15 protein-coding genes are annotated in these 20,118 nt (G+C 52.4%); all 15 read left to right on the top strand.

Annotated elements, in window-relative coordinates:
* Nucleotides 1-296: 296 nt before the first annotated feature.
* On the top strand, nt 297-3,119 hold the full coding sequence (locus tag ACZCED_RS05255) for an ATP-binding protein (protein WP_464860366.1): 2,823 nt from the start codon (nt 297-299) through the stop codon (nt 3,117-3,119).
* Complete coding sequence (locus ACZCED_RS05250; protein WP_464860365.1) at nt 3,116-3,781, top strand: response regulator transcription factor; 666 nt, start codon at nt 3,116-3,118, stop codon at nt 3,779-3,781. The genes ACZCED_RS05255 and ACZCED_RS05250 overlap by 4 nt, the downstream gene beginning before the upstream one ends.
* A gap of 170 nt (nt 3,782-3,951) precedes the next feature.
* The gene (locus tag ACZCED_RS05245) at nt 3,952-4,347 is read left to right on the top strand and encodes a response regulator transcription factor (protein WP_464860364.1); all 396 of its coding nucleotides are present in this window, start codon (nt 3,952-3,954) and stop codon (nt 4,345-4,347) included.
* 372 nt (nt 4,348-4,719) lie between these two features.
* Nucleotides 4,720-5,820, top strand: a complete 1,101-nt coding sequence (locus ACZCED_RS05240) for an OmpA family protein (RefSeq protein ID WP_464860363.1) — start codon at nt 4,720-4,722, stop codon at nt 5,818-5,820.
* 31 nt (nt 5,821-5,851) lie between these two features.
* Entirely contained in the window at nt 5,852-6,430 is a 579-nt protein-coding gene (locus ACZCED_RS05235) for a lipid-binding SYLF domain-containing protein (RefSeq protein ID WP_464860362.1), read from the top strand.
* A 248-nt stretch (nt 6,431-6,678) separates the two neighbouring features.
* Nucleotides 6,679-7,998: a TAXI family TRAP transporter solute-binding subunit gene (locus tag ACZCED_RS05230; RefSeq protein WP_464860361.1), complete on the top strand. Its 1,320-nt coding sequence runs from the start codon at nt 6,679-6,681 to the stop codon at nt 7,996-7,998.
* Nucleotides 7,999-8,175: 177 nt separating this feature from the next.
* The gene (locus ACZCED_RS05225) at nt 8,176-9,594 is read left to right on the top strand and encodes a hypothetical protein (protein WP_464860360.1); all 1,419 of its coding nucleotides are present in this window, start codon (nt 8,176-8,178) and stop codon (nt 9,592-9,594) included.
* A gap of 161 nt (nt 9,595-9,755) precedes the next feature.
* The gene (locus ACZCED_RS05220; protein ID WP_464860359.1) at nt 9,756-10,832 is read left to right on the top strand and encodes a hypothetical protein; all 1,077 of its coding nucleotides are present in this window, start codon (nt 9,756-9,758) and stop codon (nt 10,830-10,832) included.
* 105 nt (nt 10,833-10,937) lie between these two features.
* Nucleotides 10,938-13,685, top strand: a complete 2,748-nt coding sequence (locus ACZCED_RS05215; RefSeq protein WP_464860358.1) for a patatin-like phospholipase family protein — start codon at nt 10,938-10,940, stop codon at nt 13,683-13,685.
* Between the two features lie 207 nt (nt 13,686-13,892).
* Nucleotides 13,893-17,387, top strand: coding sequence for a DUF748 domain-containing protein (locus ACZCED_RS05210; protein ID WP_464860357.1), 3,495 nt, complete (start codon nt 13,893-13,895; stop codon nt 17,385-17,387).
* Nucleotides 17,388-17,727: 340 nt separating this feature from the next.
* On the top strand, nt 17,728-17,868 hold the full coding sequence (locus tag ACZCED_RS05205) for a hypothetical protein (RefSeq protein ID WP_464860356.1): 141 nt from the start codon (nt 17,728-17,730) through the stop codon (nt 17,866-17,868).
* Between the two features lie 57 nt (nt 17,869-17,925).
* Nucleotides 17,926-18,477 carry a hypothetical protein gene (locus ACZCED_RS05200; RefSeq protein WP_462971583.1) on the top strand — a complete coding sequence of 184 codons (552 nt, stop codon included), beginning with the start codon at nt 17,926-17,928 and terminating at the stop codon, nt 18,475-18,477.
* A gap of 162 nt (nt 18,478-18,639) precedes the next feature.
* A complete protein-coding gene (locus ACZCED_RS05195) occupies nt 18,640-19,443 on the top strand; it encodes a substrate-binding periplasmic protein (protein ID WP_462971582.1) in 804 nt (267 codons plus the stop codon).
* A 194-nt stretch (nt 19,444-19,637) separates the two neighbouring features.
* Nucleotides 19,638-19,901 (top strand): hypothetical protein, encoded by a 264-nt coding sequence (locus ACZCED_RS05190; protein ID WP_464860355.1) that lies wholly within the window; start codon nt 19,638-19,640, stop codon nt 19,899-19,901.
* On the top strand, nt 19,901-20,118 hold a 218-nt coding region (locus ACZCED_RS05185), incomplete at its 3' end, for a DUF2064 domain-containing protein (protein WP_464860354.1). The genes ACZCED_RS05190 and ACZCED_RS05185, both read left to right, overlap by 1 nt.

Below are 20,118 nucleotides of genomic sequence, written 5' to 3'. Positions count from 1 at the left end.
CCCGACCACAAGATGTAGATGTGCTGGGAAAAGCCTTCTTCCTAATGCCTGGCAAGCTATGCCATTCTTTTTAGGCCCCTTAAATTATACAGATTACATTCACGTCCACCATCTATTTACAATGCCATACAATTGATCAGCAGGGATCTCAGAAACGGTCTTTGCTTGCGAAATCTTTATAAGATTGTAAAAATAGGTTTTCATTGCTCAAGTGCCCTGTCACGAATTGGTTTTTTTAAATGATCATACGATCTGCCATCGTGGCTTAAATCATCGGCTTTATCGAAACAAACAAAATGATACGAAAGTATTTAACGGGCTTACGGCTAAGGTGCCGTTTTGCATCAATATTACTGGTCACGATGGGCGTTGCATTCTTGAACCTGCATCCGGCCAAGCCCGCCATGGCATCCAAAACGTCCAAGCAAAAGGAAATTCTCGTTTTGGCCAGCTATGGTCCTGCCGCACCGGTCGGTGATTTGTGGCATAGAGGGATCCGATCGGTATTAACTTCCGGGCAGACCGGAAGTCCGTCAATCGACATCGAATACCTGGATGTGCTGCGTTTTAAAGACAACCGATATATTCGCCTGATATCAGACCTGCTCCGCCACAAATATGCATCTTCTCCGCCTGATCTTATCATCACCCTCTATAACACGGCGCTCGAATTCATGCTGATCCACGGGAAAGACATTTTTCCCGATGTACCGGTGATCTTCGCCGGTATCGAAGAACAACTCTTCAATGCCAAGCAATTGGGTCCTACCATCACCGGTTTGCTTTCGTCCCCGAAATATTCGGAAACATTGGCATTGACCCTGGATCTGCATCCCGGCACCCAAACGGTTGCCGTTGTTGCGGGAGCCGGAAGCATCGGACGCACGTGGGGGAAAAATGCCATGCAGGCGTTCAAGCCGTTTGCGCGTAAAGTCGATTTTATCGATTTGACCGGTCTTTCTATGCCCGTAATCCTTGACAGGGTGGCCAACCTTCCGCAGCGATCGCTGATCATGTATATCCCCCTTATTGAGGATGGTGCAGGCGTTAAGTTTACCGCAACACAATCGGCTTTCCAGATTTCAAGGGCTGCCAGCGCGCCGGTTTACAGTTTTTGGGACGTAATACTCGGCCACGGCATTGTTGGTGGTAATTTAATCAGTGTCGAGGAAGAGGGCATGTCTTTAGGGACATTTGCACTGCGCGTATTGAATGGCGAGCGACCCGCCGACATCCCCATAAGCAGGGAAAGCCATGTGAAGCCCATGTTCGACTGGAGAGAACTGAAACGCTGGTCTGTGCCCGAGGATCGGCTGCCACCAGGCAGTTTAGTAAAATTCAAGCAACTCAGCCCATGGGACAAATACAAAGGTCGAATAATCAGTACGTTGTTGATAATTTTATTCCAGGGCATTGTGATCGCCTACCTGCTGTACCTGCGGGGTGTACGCAGACAGGCGGAGCAAGATCTGGTGGAGCGGTTGACTTTTGAAAAATTGGTCAGCCAATTGTCCTCGGATTTCATCCGCTTATCGGCAGATCAGATCGATTCGAAAATTTGGCAAAGCCTCTCCCAAGTGGGCTCACTATTGAAAGCCGATCGGGCATTCGTTTTCCGATTTAATTGGGAAAAAACCCGTTTTGTCATCTCTCACATGTGGGAATCCGAGGGAACCGTTCCCGACCCGGTCATACGCGGAACGATCGTCAAGGAATTTATCCCCTGGGCTTATGAAAAGCTCATCGGCGGCCAGGAAATCGTGGTGACCGATATTAAAAAATTAACCGAATACAACGCGCTCAGCGAATACGACTATTGCCGCCGAACCGGAATCCAATCCTTTCTGATGCTTCCTGTGCAGGTCGCCGATGCCCCCCTTTGCGCCATTGGTCTGGATGCCATTCGGTCTAAACGCAGCTGGTCGGCAGATGTTCGCGATCGGTTGCGGTTGATTGGAGAAATCTTTGCCAACGCCATCGAACGCCAGCATTCCGAAAAACGGATCAGGACGGCTGAATGGAAATTCAAAACCATGGCTGATTACACATACGATTGGGAGTATTGGCGAAGAACCGATGGATCATTGGCATACGTCTCACCATCTTGCGAACGAATAAGCGGCTACTCCCCGAGCCAATTCATCAGTGAACCCGATTTAATTGAGAAAATTATCGTACCTGAGGATCATCAGCTGTGGCGGGAACATCGATGCGCCGTGAAACAACAAACGGAGGTCAGAGATCTGATCCAGTTTCGCATTCAAAGGCATGATGGTGACGTCCGCTGGATCGAACATGCCTGCCAACCGGTGTTCGACGAACAGGGAAAGGCTATAGGCTTGCGCGTCAGCAATCGAGATGTCACCCAACGGGAACAGCTACGGTCCGAGTCCCAGCAACTCCAATCTGATTTGGCGCATATCGAACGCGTGGTTACCATCAATACCATGACCAGCGCCTTGGCTCACGAAATCAACCAGCCGCTGGCCGCCATGCGCAGTTACGCACAAGCCGCCCTTCGTTTCCTGGATGCAGACGTTCCCGATGAGATCAGTGTACGCAAGGCGCTGGAGGGTATCGTTGCGGACAACAAACGGGCATCGGCGGTCGTCAACCGGCTGCGGGACATAGTCAAGAAAAAGATGGGGCAAAACGAAATACTGAGCATCAATCAAATGATCGATGAAGTGATCACGCTCATCAACAGCGAGCTGGTGATGCGCGATACGACGATCGAAACCGATCTGGACCCATCATCCCCAAAAATTTACGGAGATCCGGTCCAGATTCAACAGGTGGTGATGAACCTATTGACCAACGCCATGGATGCCATGGATGATATGCCGGTTGGCGAACGTATAATTAAAATCAACTCACAAGCAGATGCGGATAACAAGATAAGGGTTTCAATTGTCGACCACGGAAAAGGGATCGCCCCCGAAAAGTTCAAAAATATGTTCCTGCCCTTCCACACCACAAAGGCCAAAGGATTGGGGTTGGGGTTGGCGATCAGCAAGTCCATCATCAATGCCCATGGCGGCAGCATTGTGGCTGAAAACAACTCACACGGAGGCGCGACATTCGTCTTGACTTTTCCAGCTGTTGACGTAAAAATTTGATTAAATTTCAAAAACGGATGGAACGGATGCAACTTTCACAATCGATTGTCTACGTCGTCGATGATGACCCCTCGGTCAGAGATTCCTTAAGCCTGTTATTGCAGTCGGCCGGGTATGCCGTGCAGACATTTGCATCAGCGAATGAATTCCTTGACGCGGTTACTGATTGGCAACGGCCGGGCTGTCTGGTGTCAGACGTGAAAATGCCGGATATCAGCGGCCTCGAGCTTCAGGATAAGCTGGTTGGATCGTCGCATCCCATGCCGATGATTTTTATCACCGGCCATGGCGATATCCCCATGTCGGTAAAGGCTATAAAAAAGGGTGCAATCGAGTTCCTTCCCAAACCGTTCGATGACTCGACACTGTTAACGGCTGTTGCGGAAGCCTTGGCCAAAGGCGAACAGGCGCGTGCGTCGCGAAATGAGATCGACCGCATCCATTTGCATTTGGACAGCTTGACCGCCAGGGAGCGCCAAATCCTGACGTTTATTATCGCCGGTTATCTGAACAAGCAGATCGCCATCGAATTGGATATTACCGAACGTACCGTTAAGGCCCATCGCAAACAGGTCATGGAAAAAATGGGGGTCGATTCACTCGCCGAGTTGGTTCGCTTAACCGAAAAAGCCGGTATCAACCCGGTGAATGCCGCTTCTTGATCCTCTCCCATAATAATTCGACTTCTTGCTTCCATCCCCATCCTCCATGCATGGCTTGTATTGTACTTAGGTACAATGCACCAAAGTACAATTGTTTCGAATAGTTTAATGGCTTACTGTCTTAGTAAGTTGAAATCCGCTTCGCCCGCCATCCGAGACTGGAGGTCGCCTTGCCTGATGAAGCAAGCATATGTGTTTATATCATCGATGATGACGCATCAGTGAGAAATTCGATGAAGATGCTGCTTCTATCGGCAGGGATGAAGGCCATCACCTTTGAATCGGCCGAGGCATTTTTGGCGTCTGATATTTGCCAACGCGATACGTGTGTGATTGCCGATTTCAAAATGCCGGGGAATGGTGGACTGGCACTCCAGCAACGGCTCAGACAAATAGGTGTCCGCATACCGGTCATATTTTTGACAGCGTTTGATTCAAAGGGAGACCGCCAACAGGCCTTCAGAAGCGGGGCTGCGGGTTTTTTCCGCAAGCCGGTGGACGATCAAGCGCTGTTGGATAGCATTCGCTGGGCGCTGAGTGAATGGGGACAATCGACTTCGGATTGAGTTTATCGGGGATCCAATCCCCGCAGTCTCGCCATTGCGTCGATTCGGTTTACCGTATTTGCAGATTTTCCACCGTGACGCTCGACCGCTTGATCGATTATTTGGGCCGATTTCTCAAAGGACCTCGTGTCGCAAAGTGGAATGTTGCAGTGGTACTCGAAACGTATCCAATTCCATAGGGTCGCGGTGATGGCGAGGATGTGCTTGTGAAAAAGAAAATGGGAGAGGAAGATTTTGATCTGAGTTTGGTCAGCAATACATTGAAAAGTGTACGTATTAATTTGGATCGTGAATAAGACTCATGGTGCATTTTGGTGATAACCAACTTACACCACCACACACAAAAAACCTCAAAATGGAAGGAGAAAACCCATGAAAAAATCTATCGTCCTGTCAACTTTGCTTGGCTGCCTGGTATCCGTTTGGATCGTCGCGGATGCTCTGGCGTTTCGTATTGTTACCAGAGAAATGATGGAAACCCAGGTGGTGACCGTAACGGATCTTATTCCCAACGTGGACAATTTCATCGTCCTGTTCGACACCTCCAGCTCGACCAATGAAATGGTGCCCGGAAAGAGCATCACCATAATCGAGGCCACCAAGAACCTGTTGAAGGAACGCAATGCCTGGCTTCCGGACCTGGGCTATCAGGCCGGCCTGTACGAATACACCAACAACGAGACCCTGGCCGGCACCTTCAAGGAAATTTACGGCATGCAACCCTATGATCGCGACCGGTTTGCCGCGGCCATCGATCAGCTGCCGGACAAAGGCCAGGGGCCGACCATGCTTCAGGCCGGCCTGCACGGTCTGCGCAAAGTGCTTGCCAATCTGAGTGGCAAGACAGCCGTCGTCATGTTCACGGACGGCTCTTTCTCGGTGGTCCGGGGACCCAAGAAGCCATTGCAGATCGCCCAGGAAATCGCCAACGACAACGATGTCTGCTTTTATCTGATCAGCAGTGCCACCGACGATGTCAATCAGCGACTCCTGGAGGCCGTTTCCACGGTCAACACTTGTTCCCGGGTCGTTCCGCTGGCAACCTTTTTGGACAATCCGAATTACCTCGGGGGTGCGCTGTTTTCGGTCAAGACCACCTCCTACGAGCGTTTGGTTCCAAGAACCCAGGTAGTCGGAGCAGTCGCCGATGACATCCTGTTTGATTTCAACAGCGCTGACCTGCGTGCCGAGTATGGTGAAAAGAAAACCGCGCTGGTCGACTTCCTGCAGCAGAACCCTGACGCCTATGTGGTCGTCGCGGGGTTTACCGACAGCGTCGGTGACGAAGCGTACAACCTGGGTCTTTCTAAGCTCCGGGCAGAGAACGTCAAGAGCGCGTTGACCAATGCCGGCATTGACGGGGAGCGGATCGTGACCCTATGGTATGGAGAAGACAATCCAGTGGCCGACAACACCACGGCGGAGGGTCGGCAACGCAACCGCCGCGTTGAACTGGCCGTCGGCACGCCATAACCAAACCAGGCAGGAAATAGGAGCAGCAACAATGAAAACACAACATGTATTCACCATGTTGATGGCAGCTGTGTTGTTGGTTGCCTTGTCGGGACCAGCGCTGGCCGACAATTACACGGACACCATCGACGTTTATAAAAAATCCGAAGCCGTCCAACCGTTCTTCAAGAGCGCTTACGGCTATGCCGTGTTTCCGACCATTGGCAAAGGCGGTCTGGGTATCGGCGGCGCCTATGGCAAGGGTCAGGTTTACAAGAAAGGCAAGGTGACCGGGGAAGCCTCACTGGTCAAAGTTTCCATTGGCTGGCAGGCCGGCGGCCAGGCGTTCAGTCAGATGATCTTCTTCGAGGACAAGCGGGCCTATGACGAGTTCACCAGCGGCGAGTTCGAGTTCGACGCCTCGGCATCCGCCGTGGCCATTACCGCCGGTGTCCAGGCCAAAGCCGGCACTGAAGGAGCATCGGCCGGCGCCAGTGCCGGGCCGGCGACGGGTAAACAGGCCAAAGCCAACTATTACAAGGGGATGGTCGTATTCACCCACGCCAAAGGCGGGTTGATGTACGAGGCGGCCATTGGTGGCCAAAAATTTAATTTCACACCCAAAGAGTAAAGCGGGGACGTATTCGGCGATGCGTCAGCGAGAACGCTTTCCGCTTGGCGCATCGCCGGCCCCAATTGGACCAGAAGCAATATCACTACCGAAGGATAAACTATCGGCGGACCGTCTGTTCCGTTTAGAATTGAACCGGCCAATGACACCGCCGGTCCCCAATCTCAATCAGCGCTATGTAACGATCGATTCCTATTGCCGCGGAATGCGGCTGAAATTTAAATTTGACTCCTTATAGAGGATTGGTGATGAGGCGTCGACGGCCGAAAGATTATCTCGCGTACTTTGCCCCCGCGATCATTATCACGCTGGCTGGCTTTGTCACCGCGTACCAATTCGTCGACCCGGCCCCCCCGCGACACATCACCATTGCCACCGGGCAATCCAACGGCGCCTATTATGAAATGGGCCACAGATATGCCGACATCCTGGCTCGAGACGGCGTTACCCTGAGCGTAAAAGAGACTGCCGGATCGGTTGAAAACCTGAGTCTCCTCGCCGACAAAAATACCGGCATCGATGTGATCTTTCTGCAAGGCGGCGTCGGAAACCCGACGGCATCGGACAACCTCGTTTCCCTGGGAAGCATATTTTACGAACCGCTTTGGGTTTTCCATCGTGCCGAACTAACCATCAGACATCTTAATGATCTAAAGGGCAAACGAGTCGCCGCCGGTAATAGTGGAAGTGGCACGAAAGAATTGGCAATGCAGTTATTGACCATGAACGGTGTAACCAGCGAAAACAGTCAAATCGTGCACATCAGTGACAAAGCGGCCAAGCAGCAGCTTTTAGCCGGTGAACTCGACGCTGCCTTTTCTGTGATGGCGTTTCACAGCAAGTTGCGGCTCGAACTGCTGAATTCACCAAATATTCGGTTGATGAGCGTTCGTCGGGGGCCCGCGTATACCAGGCGTCTTCACTATCTCTCGTTGTTGACGCTTCCCGAAGGGTTCTTCGATTTCGCCAACAACAATCCCAAATCAGATATTTTCCTGTTGGCACCGACGGCCCAACTGGTGGTGCGTAAAGATTTTCATCCGGCGCTCATCGACCTTCTGCTTCAAGCGGCAAAAGAAGTCGGTTCACCGGGCGAAATTTTCGAGAAACAGGGGGATTTTCCGACACCTAAGTTTCATCACTATCCGTTGAGTAGTGATGCCGAGCGGTATTACACGGACGGGTTGCCGTTTTTGCAGCGCCATCTTCCTTTCTGGCTGGTCAATCTACTTGTTCGCATGAAAATCATGCTACTGCCGCTGATTGTGTTGCTGTTTCCCCTGATCAAGCTGCTGCCACCGTTCTACAGTTGGCGGGTGCGTTCCAGGATCTATCGCTGGTATGATCAGTTGATGGTGATCGATTATGAAATCTTAAACAGCGATATCCGGGAGAGGAAAGATGTATTCCTGACGCAATTGGAAACGATCGAAAAAAATGTATCACAGATATCGGTCCCGCTCGGATTCACCCGAGAACTCTTTGACATGCGCGTACACATCGAGTTGCTGCGGGAGAAGCTGTTGGACGTGAACGCGGCCGCATGTTCGGAAACAACCGTGGAATAAGCGGAGAGCCTGAACCAACAAAACGGCTTTTCAGCTACCCTTTCGATCGCGCATCCTTCTGGCCGCAGAGCGTATCCTATCCAGCGTGATTGGTGGACCACAGCCAAGAGCGAATTTTTGAGTTAATTGAGCTGATTTCTACGAACCCACCATTGTCAGTGGAATAGAGGGTTTTTAATGAGACCCGATTATCTTTTTCGTTTATATTATGCTTTTGTCTTTTTGCTGGTGTCTCTATTGGTGAGTTCACCGGCGGCATCGGCCCTCGGCTCGCGGCCACAAGATTCAGAGGTGCAGAAGAGCAACGTTCAAATGACTCAGGAGGAACTCCAGGCGGCGGTCATCAGCTATGCCAATCGATTTATCGCCGTCATTGGACAGGCCGCGTTTGACCTGGAAGCAAAGATTCCGACCAAAGAGGGTAGATTTACTGCCTCAGCCAGAAAAGTCTACTCGTTGAGTGCCGCCGCAGAGATTGCGGCCGGCCCCAGTCCAGGATCGGCCTTGCTGGATTTGGTTGTCATGACGACCTTAAATCGGATGGTCTGGGATAATTTCTGGCGCCCGCAGATCTTCGGCATGCCCGCGACGATCATGGTGGACGCTTTCGAAAAAATGGAGACGGATGCCTGGAACCTGGCAGCCAAAGTAATGACTCCCGATCAGATGGGTGAGCTCTATGATTTGATTTCGGAATGGTACACCAAACATCCCAACCAAAGAGCGGTGGACTATATCCGCTTTAGTGATTTCGGCGAAATCGGGAAAAAACCGAACCTGAAAGAGATCCAGAAACCCGGTGGTCTGCTGGCGCCTGTCCAGGAAGCCACCGCAGCGGTGGATGAGGTGCGCATGACCTCCGAACGGGCCATGTTTCTTCTGACCAAGATGCAGCTGATCATGGGATTTCAGGCGGAGATGGTCTACAAACAGCTGGTCATGCAGCCCGAAATGGACACCCTGTTGAAGGACATTTCCGGTTTCCGGATGACGGCCGACCGATTTGCCAATGTGGCTGAGAAGTTGCCCACGCAAGTGGCGGACGAGCGCGCCGCTGCATTTTCCGACGTCGAAAGATTGCTTTCCCGTGAGCGCAAAGCTATCCTCGATGCCATCGATGACAAAGCCACGCTGATTCGTCAGGTCAACAAGGACGTTCAAGGAACCCTTGATCGTGTCGATGCGGCATTCAGTCAATTGCAGCAGATAACTGTGGACAGTGGGCGTCTAATCCAGAGTTTGCAGCAAACCGTAGCGGCCTCCCAGCAATTGGTTACCGCTGTTGATGGAATCGCCACTCGGTTCGAAAACACCGATTCTGCAACGTCCTCCAAACCATTCGACATAAATGAGTATATTGCCGCCATCGAGAAAATCCAGGCAACGGTAGATGGTCTCAACCAACTTACGCTTAACGTCAATCAAACCAGTACGCCACTGGTTTCGTCTCTGCTTGAACAGTTCAACAACGCCGCCGATCAAAGAGTTGACCATTTTTTTAAACGGTCTGCACAATTTCTGGCTGTTACTGGCGCCATTATTATCGTTATATTTGTTATCATTCGCATGACCCGAAAAAAGACAAACAGAAAGTAAGCCACGAGGGGCAAACCAACCGAACCCGCGAGCAGTCTCTACAGTCCACAATGCTTGATTTGCCACAATGTCCATGGGTCCCTGGATGGTTCGCCGTCAAGCGATAAATTCAGGAAGGATTTGAACGGCCCAAACCCACGCCTATGCAATAGGAGATGCCAATGTATTACAAGATGATGATGGTTTTTTTGGCTATACTTTTGCCTACTGGCTGTACCCACATCGGGCCAACAACCGTTCCCCGCGATCGATTCGACTACAATACGGCGATTGCCGAATCCTGGAAGGCGCAGACGCTGCTTAACATCGTCAAACTGCGCTATGCCGACATGCCCCTTTTCGTAGAGGTGGCATCTGTGGTGAGCGGCTATACGCTGGAGGGATCAGTCAATCTCGGCGGGACTGTTTCTTCCGAAGCGGCCGTTCAAGGCGACTTTCTCGCTTTGGGCACGGCCGGCAAATATACCGACCGTCCAACGATTACCTACGCCCCGATCACCGGTGCCAAATTCAATGAAAACTTCATGACCCCCATTCCACCCCAAGCGGTTTTATTTTTGATGCAATCGGGGTGGCCGGCCGACATCATCTTCCCCATCGTTGTTGAATCCATCAACGGGCTTCGCAGCCGGCAGGCCGGCGGATCCGATCAGCGGTTGGGCGACCCTGAATATTATTATTTGGTTTCCTTGTTTCGCAAAATACAACAATCCGGTGCAGTGGGTATGCGCATCATCAAGGAAACGGATCGAAAGAATACTACAATTCTGTTTTTTCACCGCAAAAATATCTCGCCCGAAATTGCAGAAGCCCGTATGGAGATCGTGCAACTTTTGGGATTGGATCCGGCCAAACAAGAGATCAAGGTGACCTACGGACTCATCGCTCAAAGTAACGATGAAATTGCCATGCTGACCCGTTCGATCCTACAGATCATGGTCAATCTGGCGACTCAGATCGATGTACCCGTTGAACACGTGTCCAATGGCCTTACGATTCCTTCGCTGCCAACACCCGCTGGTGAAGCGGCTAATCTAAAAAAACTCGTTCAAGTAAAGAGCGGACCTGACAAACCGGAGAATGCGTTTACCGCTGTCAAATACGAGGACCACTGGTTTTGGATCGATAAAAGCGATTTCCAATCCAAGCGGACATTCGCGTTTTTAATGATCCTATTTTCGCTGACCGAGACCGGGGGAAAAGAGGGCTTGCCCTTGGTAACCATACCGGCTGGATAGGACAAATGATCTTAACCAACCGGGGAGAGATCTAGTATGGAATGGCGACTCCTTCCAGTTCTATTAAGTTTGATCCTCTTGGCGCAGTTCGGGCATACAGGATCGGTGACAGCTGAACAATTGCCCACTCGCCTCTCTCTGGCGATCAGCGGGGGGGCCAGCATGGGTGCCTATGAGGCGGGATTGATCTGGGGGCTGGTGGAGGTGCTGCGCCAGGTTGACAGCACCCGGGACTGGACCCTGCATGGTGAGTTGCGTCCCATTAAGGTCGCAAGCATCGCCGGGACCTCCGCAGGGGGCATCAACACCATCCTGGCGGCCATGACCTGGTGTTTGAACCCGGAAAAGGAAGGCGGGTTTGTCAATCGCATTGACGACAACATTTTCAGAGACGTTTGGCTTACCCCCGATGTGAATAGCCTGTTGCCCACCACCCCGGACTCCCCGCTGTATTTGCCCGATGATGCATTGCTGGCCAGAAAAGACTTCGTCCAGGTTGCCCGTGACCTTCACCAAAAATGGGATCAACCGGGCGCCTTTCGACCGGGAATGCGATTGCCCTTTGGTTTGACGGTGACGCGCGTCAAACCTGAGATCATGCGTGTCAGCGGCGTCGAGATCAAAAACCAGCGCTTTTTTATTCCCTTTGAATTGCGCACGCGGCAGGATGGCCGCGCCGAATTTGGCTTTCAACCCGATGACTACCCGCTGCTCACCGACCCGTCAATGATCCTCATGCCCTGGCCGACCGACCGGTCGCCGTTGTCCATTACCTACCAGCAGGTCGAAGACGCCCTGTTGACCACCTCCGCCTTCCCCGTCGGTTTTGGCCGCAAGCGCCTGAACTATTGCCGGCAAACGGATCTCTCCCCAGAGCACCGCAGTGATGGGCAACCTGTTGCGACACCTGAAAAAAGCAATGAAGGCGGACTGCAGTGTCCGGATGGGTATGAATTGGCGGAAGCCGAATTCGCAGACGGCGGCTTGTTCGACAACCTGCCGATCGGACTGGCCCGCCAACTAGCGGAATCCAGCGTGCGCAACAAAAATGACAATCTGCCTGTCAAGTACCTCTATCTCGATCCGGAACGGGAACGCTATGAAAGCCAAGCTGCGGAAATGATGTTGGCGTGTGAAGGGGAAAACCCGCCCGACGCCTGCCGCGAGATGACCTTTAATTTAACTGCTGAGACGGAGGTTCTCGGTGGCGCGATCGGAACAGCCCGTAAATATGAGCTCTACCGCGAATTGACCAGCGACAGCTGGCGGCTGAACCTTCCCCAGATCAGCCGAGACCTTGCCGACCTCATCGACCGCAGCCAAGCCGATGTGAAATGCGAATCCCTGTTGCCCTATTTTGAAGGAGAACCGCAGTGCGCCGACCGCCTGCGCCACACGGCACGGCTTTTAGAGCTTAGCCACAGCTACAGTCGTGTTCCTGTCATTCCACCGTTGTCCGCCAAGGCCTTGTCGCAATCAGGCATCGCCAAGACATGCATTTCCGACAAGAATACCGATCATGAGGCTTTGGGATGCACCATCGATGGTGCGCGTCTGAGAGAGCAGTTGGCGCGCGCATTGGTTGACATCACCGCAACGGTGGCGCCCGAGGATGAGACCTTGATCAGAAGCATCAAACAGTCGCGGCTGTCCATCGATTCCGATCGTTCGATTAGCGTGACCAGCCGCGGTGGTCCCATCACGGGGATGCTGCTGGGCGCTTTCGGCGCCTTCATCGATTACAAGTTTCGTGAATTCGATTACTATGTCGGGATCTACGATGCGATTGTCGTGGCAACCGAAAGCCAGTGTGCACGCAATTACCCTACACGCGACCAAGCGGCAAACATCCAAACCTGTCGCGATCGCCTGAGCGAACAACTCTATCGACTGATCGGTGTGGCCGACAATCCCAAAAGCCGCTACCTGTTTGCGTTGATGGCCAAGCGGGAATTTGGCCCTCGGGGTGAGCTGCGCTACGCCTACGATCCCATGCCGCCGGAGGATCAAGATATCCGCATCATTTACCAGGGTCTGGAAAAATCAATACTGGCGAACCGTCAAGACGGAGAGGGGTCAGAGGAGTTGATATCGATTGAACGAGAGTTTTTTGATTATCTCAAAGCGGAGGGGTTCAAGCCCACGCCAACCGGCGCAGGCGAGCCCTCTCTCTTGGGGCTGATAATGGATGACCCCGAATACTGGTCCTATGAATTGGTCAACCGGGCCACCGGCCGCTTGGTTCACCTTGAAGAAATGGCCGAACGCGTCTACCAGGCCCGCGAACCCGATCCCGGCAAGCGGGAGAAAACCAGCCCAGCATTGATGGGGGCCGTCGCTCTGACGCTAAGAACGACAACTTACAAGTATCCGCCGTTCACCTTTTCACCATCGACGGCACCCCGGGATTGGTTTTTACGTACTATCATTCCCTACGAAGCGTCATTCGATTTTGCGGAGGGCGATCTACTGTTTCTATGGCAGCCGACGTGGAATTTCGATCGTCTCAATGCAGGAATCCGCTTTGGCGTCGGCTTTACCGGTGGCCTGATCAATTCCAACGCCGATAAGCGTCGTGAGAATTACGGATTGATCGGGCTGGACCTGACGCGAATCGAAACCGGATCGATTTTTTCCGGGTGGGGGGTTACCCCTGCCGTGTATCATGACTGGAAGGCCCCCGACGTCGGCGACCAGACGACATTTGGTGTCGATGTGCATGCTTATCTATTAAAGAATCGGGTACGCATCAGTCTGGGAGCGCGTGACATCATCAATGATGCCGATGATACCATTTTTTTCACCATTGGGTTCACCGATTTGCCGGGGCTGATCTATTGGCTGAGTCGTTGAGGGGTCAACCGTGTGCGTGATGGTTTCCCTCATCGAATCGGTATCGATTTGGATTGGCACGCCCTTAAATATTTTAGTCGCCGATTGGCATAGTAATCGACAGTGATCCGCTTCCTATAACACTAGGCGAGCACTTTCACATGTCGAGAATCGGTTTCTATCGTTCCATAACGGCAACGCACATCGCCCATAGAAAGGAAGATCATCATGGCAGATGATCAGGATAAAAAAAACGAACGCATTCAATTGGCCAAAAAGATCGGCCTGATTGTCGCGGGACTGTTCCTGCTCTACGTGATAATCGGTTTTTGGGTCGTTCCCCCGCTTCTCAAACCCCAGTTAGAGGAACAATTTTCCGGTCTTTTGGACCGCAAGGTCACCATAGCGGACATCAAACTCAATCCCCTTGTCCTCTCGACGACAATATCCAAGCTGACGGTTCATGAGGTCGATGGTCAACCCTTCACCGGCTTCGAAACACTTTATGCCAACGCCCAAGTAGCATCCCTTTTCAGATGGGCGTTTACCGTCAAGGAGATTCGAGTCCAAAGTCCCTTCGGCGTGCTGAAGCTGTTGCCGGGGAATAAGTTAAATATCGACGATATCCTAACCAAATTGAGCACTCCAAAAACGGAACCGGAAGAGAAGGCGGAGGCTGGACTCCCGCGTGCCATCATAGAAAAGTTTCAGGTCGTGGAAGGCATAGCAGTCGTCGAGAATCTGTCGGGAAAGGAACCGATCCGGGAAGAACTCACCCCCATTTCTTTCACCATAGACAACCTGAGCACGTTGGCGGGCCGCCAGGGCGAATACCGGTTCACCGGTGTGGGACCTCTGGGTGGGCAATTTGAAATCGACGGGCAAATCACGGTCAATCCGGTCCGGGTTCAGGGCAACTACACCATCAGCGATACTCGGCTCAATCACTACTGGGAACACCTCAAGGAGCTTGTTTCTTTTCAAATCATCAGCGGCACCGCGGATGTGTCCGGTCAATACACGCTTGAGATCGTCGATGGGCAACTCAACGCACGGTTGGAAAACGGGGCCTTTGAACTCGACGATTTCAAACTGGTGGAAAAGGGTAAAGATGAGGTGCTGATCGCCATACCGACCCTGTCCATCCGAGGCATCACCGCCGACCTGAACACCCAAGAGGTCGGGGTCGATCGGATACAGACGGCCGACGCCGCCTTCAAGTCCTGGGTGGCCACGGATGGCACCTCGGAGCTGCAGAGCCTGTTCCAGCCCGATATCGACAAACTGATGGCGATGAAGAGGGAGACGGAACCTAAGACCGAGGCCGCAACCAGCGAGACCGCCCCCTGGACAGCGACGGTCAATCATGTCGAGGTGAACAACTGGGTATTCACCATCGATACCCAAACTGGTCAAGAACCGATCCGCGAAACCGCGATTCTCAACACCTTGACCGCGGACAACCTGAGCACCAAAGCGGACCAGCGGGGAAGCTACGCCTTCGACGGCACCGGACCCAGCGGCGGGACCTATCAGTTGAACGGCGAGATGACCGTCAAGCCGATGTGGACCCAGGGCGGCTATTCTGTTTCGAATATCAAGTTGAGCCACTTCTGGGAACACATCAAGGACCATGTGTCCTTTCAAATCGTCAACGGCCTGACCGGAGCATCCGGTGACTTCTCCGTGGCCATCGATGGCGGCGAGCTCAGCGCCCGGTTGGAAAACGGGGCCACCACGCTCAACGGTTTCGAACTCGTCGAAAAGGGTAAAAAGGAGGTGCTGATCGCCTTACCCGCCTTTTCCATCAGAGGAATTGACGCCGACTTGCAGGCCCGTGAGGTGAACGTCGAATTGATCGAAACGGCGGATGGTCGAATTCACTCCTGGCTGTCGCCTGAAGGGACATTCGAGCTCCAGCGGCTTTTTCTGCAGGATATCGAAAAATGGCAGCAGGAGAAGAAGACCGATGGGGCCGAGCCTGAAACGGCCCCCGGCCAGCCATGGCTGGTGGCGCTCAAGAAGATGGAAGTGAAAGAGTGGGGGCTGGCATTCGAAGACCAAACCCTCGCCCTTCCGGCGAAGTTTACTGTCGACAACATTGATATGCTCGTGGAGAATCTTACCAATGCCAAGGGCAAGACGGCGACACTCGACCTTCGCATGCGGTTCAACCAGGCAGGGGATATCGATGTCAAGGGCACGGCGGGCATGGTCCCCTTGCAGGCCGATCTTAACGTGGTCACCTCGAAAATTGCCCTGAAATCCTTTCAACCCTATGTTGACGAAGCCGTCAATGCACAAATCGATTCTGGCACCACCAGTTCAAAAGGTCGCATTCGCTATCGCGGCACGGACAGCCAGCCACAGATTCGCTACGAAGGAGATTTTAGCGTCGACGATGTAAAAATCAAAGATCGCGTCCAAACCGAAGACTTCATCACCTTGGCCCAATTAAAAACCCAAGGAATCGGTCTGGAACTGCGTCCCAACCAATTGACGCTCGCTCAGGTGCTTATCGACCGGCCTCGTGCCCGGGTCACCGTCGACGAAGCCGGTGTGGTCAATGTGGTCAATGCCTTCACCCCTGTCGAGAAAGAGACGAGCGACGACAAAGGGACCGATAATCTGCTCAAACGCCTGGTCGATTTCCTTCTCGTGCAGTTCAAGGGTCCCATGCCGATGAGTGTCGACCGGGTTCAGCTCAAGACATTTATCGGTGATTTTGTGGATGCGTCCATTTCACCGACTTACAAAACCCGTTTGGAGATCTCCGACGCCACAGCCACGGGCTTGTCCTCCGATCCTTCGGCCAAGGCCGATTACAAGTTTAATGGCCGCATCGACGGCAAAGGCCGCCTCGAAGGATCGGGTCAGATGAACCCGATAAATGCGTTTAAGTACAGCAAGGCGAATGTGTCGCTGAAGGATTTTGCGTTACCCCCGGTCTCGCCCTATTCGGGTAAATTCATCGGCTACAGGATTGACCAGGGAACCCTGCACGTGGACCTGAAATACCAGGTGGCCAATGACACCGTCGACGGCAACAATATCATCGCTATAGATCAACTGGCGCTGGGCGAGCCGGTCGACAGCCCCGATGCCGTGGATCTGCCCATCAAGCTCGGTGTGGCCCTGCTGAAGGACAGCGAGGGTCGCATCAACCTCCAGGTACCAGTAAAGGGCAGCGTCAAGGATCCCCAGTTCGATTTCGCCAAGACCATCCAAAGTGCACTTACGGGCACCATCAAAGATGCCGGCAGCGCCCCCTTTGCGGCTATAACGGAGGTCGATGGATTCAGCGGTGAGGAATTGAGCACGGTGGAATTTGAATTCGGCCGCTCAGACCTGCAGGATCGCGAAATCAAGAAATTGAATGCTCTGGCAAGCGTGTTGAAGGAAAGAAACGCCCTGACCGTGGGTATCGTGGGGAAGGCCGACCAGCGCATGGACAGCAATGCGCTCATGGGAGATTCTTTGCAGACAATCCCCCCCGACGACGATTTGGCGGAGGAAGACTACGCGCTGGCGGAAACGGCTACCGATCAGGTAATCGACGACGAATTGGAAAAACTGGCCCAGCGGCGTGCCGATGCGGTGAGTGCCTATTTGATCGAACAGGCCGGCATTGACGCCGCGCGCATAGACGTGCAATCGGTTGAGATCAGTAATGAACCGGATAGTGAGAGAGGCGTTGTTCAATTTTCCTTGTCCGTCGAATAGAAACGTTCACCCCCCACCGTGCTTTCTGTCCGACATGATGACGTTGCGCCGAGTTGGTCGGCCAACAGGCGAAAATTCATTTTTTAGCATGCTTGCTACCTCCTTGGTGCCGGTGCTGGACCAATCGGTGATCCGAGTCCGGCAGGCCCCGTAACTATCAGCAATCCGTTCAACAACAATCCGATGGGTCGTATTACAACGAAAGCCATGAATGTCCAACAATAGCTTCTATTGTACTTAGGTACAATGCACCAAAGGACAATTGTTTTGCCCGATTTAATTGCTTACTATCTTATAAATTATAATCCATTTTGTACACCACCCGAGACTGGAGTCTACCTTGCCTGATGATAGCAGCATATATGTTTATGCCGTCGATGATGACGCATCGGCGAGAAATTCTCTAAAAATGCTGCTTTTACCGGCAGGGATGAAGGCCGTCACCTTTGAATTGGCCGAGGCATTTTTCGCCTCTATTTGAATTGCGTCGAATCACCATCGGTCGTTAATTTTTCGATTCGTGAATAAAGGAGGGACAGTGCAAGTGGAAGCATGCACAAAATCCCATACCGTACATGCTTTTGGCAGGTACCTTCAGTACACCATCATCGCTATCTTATCGGTGATGCTTGTTGCACCGTTTGTGGCTGCCGAGGAGATACACAATAAAAGCGAACACGAATTTCATCGGCATCATGCCGCGTTGATCGTTGGCAATACGCAAAATGACGGCAATGAAAATGGTTTATCGATAGGCGTTGACTATGAATATCGTATCAACCGATGGGTAGGGCTTGGCGGTTTAGTGGAATATGCTGGTGGTGACTTCAAGCATCTGCTGCTGGCGGTGCCATTATTCATCCATCCTCATAAAAACTGGATTCTAAAAGTTGCCGGCGGAACTGAAATACATAAAGCGCACGATGACCACGATGAAGATAAACGGGAGCGAGGGTGGATCGTTCGTACTGGTGTTGCCTATCAATTCCCACTTGCTGACAATTGGACCATCGCCCCTGAATTCAACGTTGACTTTTCCGAACATGAAACCCTTTTCGTTTATGGCATTGGTATCGGTTTTGGATTTTAGGCTTCAATTCTTTGAGCTTTTGATAGCGTGTGATCGACCAGTGACGACTTGTGACGTGTGGCAAAGCGCTGCTGCCCACGGATATTAAACCCTTTGCTTGCCTAACAGACAACCGATCCATGAATGCAAGTCGCCTTTGAAAGGCAACCCGGGAGAGCTGAAATGCATATTAACATAATAAAAAGATTCATTTTTTTGGCCGTCATGGTCGCTTTGGGGTTGTCGGTGAATGGATGCACGACACCGCCTCCTGCCAAGATCGAAGCCGACCCAACTCTATTGCGTGTGGGTGTCTCACCCACTACGCCACCGATGATATACAAGCAAAACGATGAAATTGTGGGCCTCGAAGCCGACATGGCCAGAGCGCTTGCCAAATTTCTGCAAAAGAGCGCTGTTCTGGTGGAGCTCCCGTGGGTGGATCAAATTCCTGCGCTTTTGGAAAATCGCACCGATATCATCATGTCCAGCATGTCCGTCACCCCGGCCAGGCAATATGAAATTGCATTCTCCAAACCGTATTTTAAAAGCGGGTTGATGATTCTGACCAAGAACGTGCAGAAATTTACATTTATCACCAATGTCGAAACGGCCCTGGCACAGTCGATCACCTGGCGGATAGGCGTCATCAAAGGAACCACCGGGGAAGCCTTCGTTGCCCAGAAGAATATCGGGGCCAAAGCGATCAAATCCTTTGACACTCAGGGCGATGCATTAAAAGAACTGATCAGCGGTCGAATTGACGTTTTTGTTCACGATGCACCCATGATTCTGATGATGGCTGCGCAACATCAAACAGACGGGGTGAAGCCGCTTCCTTTCATGCTCAATGAAGAGTACCTGGCCTGGGGCTTGCGGAAGAGCGATACCGATCTGATTGCCAAGGTGAACGCGTTCGTCGATCAGGCCTACAAAGAGGGTACGCTCCAGGAAACCATCAAGCGCTGGATACCCATGGCACAGTGATTCCACGATAAGTGCGCAGACAATCCAGAGACCCCAAATTACCTGGAGGCTGGGAGACTTACATTGTTCTCTTCCGGTTCTTACCGTTGATCATTGAATAATATGCACTCAGGCCATTTTAAGAGTAAATCAATTGAACAATCAACCTCAATTCTCAAGACGATATTCAACGACTATGAAAAGGAGCATTAATCATGAAAAAAATATTACTTAGCAGCAGTTGTATTCTGATGGCGGGAGTGATCCTCTCTGTCTACCTGATTGGAATGCATCATGGCCGCACCGGTGAAGGCATCGAGTTGACAAGCCAAGCCGTTGCAGCCCAGGAAAAGGAGCAGCCCGCACCGTCACCGGTAAAGGCAAGGCCGCGGGAAGCTTATTACCCAAACAGCGAAGACCTGGCGCCGGACGAGATGCGGATCATCGCCTGCGGGACGGGTATGACCAGGCGATTGTGATGGACAGTGACAGCCCAACCTTGCCCTCCGTCCTTCTCGAGCGGGCCTTCCGCGAGCTGGAGACCCCGGACGTGGACGTGGTGCTGGGACCCTGCGAGGATGGAGGATACTATCTCATCGGGATCAAGGCGCCGCGCCCGGCGCTGTTTCAGGGAATCACGTGGAGCACCTCGACGGTGACAGCAGAGACGCTGCACCGCGCCGAGGAAAAGGGCCT

The organism is Desulfosarcina sp. (assembly GCF_055467485.1).
The sequence above is the reverse complement of the archived record's forward strand: the minus strand, read 5'-3'. Positions and strand labels throughout refer to the sequence as shown.